Raw genomic sequence first — 1,966 nt, 5'->3', positions numbered from 1 at the left:
CCGGCCCGATCCGGTAGTGCGCCTGCATCCAGCACAGCCGGTTCACGATGCCGGCATGCTCGTTGACGACACCCTTGGGCTCGCCGGTCGAGCCCGAGGTGAAGATGACATAGGCGGCATCGCCTTGTGCCGGCGGCCGGACCGCCGCCCCCTCCCCGTCGTCATCCGCCCGGTCCAGGTCGAGCAGCGGCCAGCCGTCCGGCAGAAGGTCGTGCTGATCGGAGAAGGTCAGGACGAGCAGCGGTGCCGCGGTCGTCAGCATCCGCCGCAGCCGCTCCTTGGGCTGCGCCAGGTCGAGCGGCAGATAGGCGCCGCCCGCGCGCAGGATCGCGGTCAGCGCCACGATCAGCTCCAGCGAGCGCGGCAGGGCCACCGCCACCACGCTGCCGGGGCCGACGCCCGCCGCGGCCAGCCGCCCGGCCAGCCGGGCGCTCTCCCGGTCCAGTGCGCCGCGATCCAGCACCTGCTCGCCGAATCGGACCGCCGGTGCCCGCCGGTCGGTCGCCAGCTGCCGCTCGATCAGCGCGGTGAGCGTGGTGTCCTCGACCGGGTGCGCGGTGCGGTTGACCTCGACCAGCCAGTGCCGGGTCTCCGCCGGCGTGAGGGTCGGCATGTCGACCAGCCGCTCCGCGGCCAGCGCGTTCTGGAGAAAGCAGGCCAGCCGATCGGCATGGGCCTCGGTCGCGGCCAGGTCGAACAGGCCGGGATTGCTGTCCAGCTCCAGCCGCAGCTCCGCTCGGTCCGGGTCGCCACGGAAGGTGAAGGTCAGATCATCGACCGGGCCGGTGCCGAGCACGATGAGCTCGGTCGAGAGCCCCTCCAGGACGAGCGTCGCCTCGAACGGCAGCACGTTGACGAGCGGCCCATGGAGCCGGCGGCTGCCGCCCAGCAGGCCCAGGTCGCGGCGGAGCTGCTCGCTGCGATAGCGGCCGTGCCGCCGTGCCTGGCGTAGCGCTCGCGCCGCACCGGCCAGGAAGGCGTCGAGTTCCTGGTCCTCGTCGATCGCGAAGCGCACCGGCAGGACGTTCATCACCATGGCCGGAACGTTCGCGGCGGCACTGCCGAAGCGGCCCATGTGCGGCACGCCCAGGATCGCCTCCGGTCCGCCGGCATGGCGCTGCACATAGGCCGCGACCAGGGCCGCCAGCACGTCTGGCCAGACAACACCCGCAGCCTCGGCCCGGGCCAGCAGCCGGGCCGCGAGTGCCGGGTCCAGGGGCCGGACGACCCGGTGGTAGCGGTGCCCGCTCACGGCAGGCCCTGGTGCCATAGGCGCCACGTCCGGCCGGTCGCCGAACGTTTCCAGCCAGAAGCGGCGGTCGGCCGCCGAGCGCTCCGAGCCGGCATAGGCCGCAGCCTCGGCCAGCACGGCCGAGAACGGGCCCAACCACTCGCCGCCGCCCGCATAGAGCTGGCCCACCCGCCTGGTCAGCAGGTCGGTCCCGTATCCGTCCACCAAGAGATGGTGGATGCGCTGATACCAGACATGGCGCTCGCGGGAGAGCACGAACAGGCGCTGGGCCGTGAGCCCACCCGCCTCCAGGTCCACCGGCGTCGCCATGTCTTCTGCCACCGCGGCCCGCCAGGCGGCCTCGGGATCGGCCAGATGGCGCAGGTCGACCAGTTCCGCCCGCGGCCTCGCCGCCTCGTCCAGCCACTGGCGCGGTCCGTCCGGCCCGTCGGCGAGGCGCAGCGCCAGCCCGTCCGCCTCGCTCATGGCCCCGTCCAGCGCCGCCAGGAACCGGGCGCGGTCGAGCGGCCCGTCGATGACGATCGCCTGCCCAGTCAGGAAGATCGGGTTGGCCGGATCGAGGCGCTGGGCGAACCACAAGCCTTCCTGGGCCCCGGTGAGAGGCCAGCCAGGGTCCTGCATCAGCCGCGGGACCTCTGCACCACGTCCCACCAGTGCCCGAGCGTGGGCGTGGCGGCGAAGGCCGAGAACTCGGCCCGCACCCCGATCTCCTGC

1 protein-coding gene is annotated in these 1,966 nt (G+C 73.4%); it reads right to left on the bottom strand.

Going from position 1 to position 1,966, the window contains the following annotated elements; translation table 11 throughout:
• A partial coding sequence (locus EQG76_RS14110) for a condensation domain-containing protein (protein ID WP_159714500.1) occupies positions 1 to 1,873 on the bottom strand: 1,873 nt, incomplete at its 3' end.
• Positions 1,874 to 1,966: the final 93 nt, after the last annotated feature.

The organism is Geminicoccus flavidas (genome assembly GCF_009806515.1).
GTDB classification, from domain to species: domain Bacteria; phylum Pseudomonadota; class Alphaproteobacteria; order Geminicoccales; family Geminicoccaceae; genus Geminicoccus; species Geminicoccus flavidus.
The sequence above is the reverse complement of the archived record's forward strand: the minus strand, read 5'-3'. Positions and strand labels throughout refer to the sequence as shown.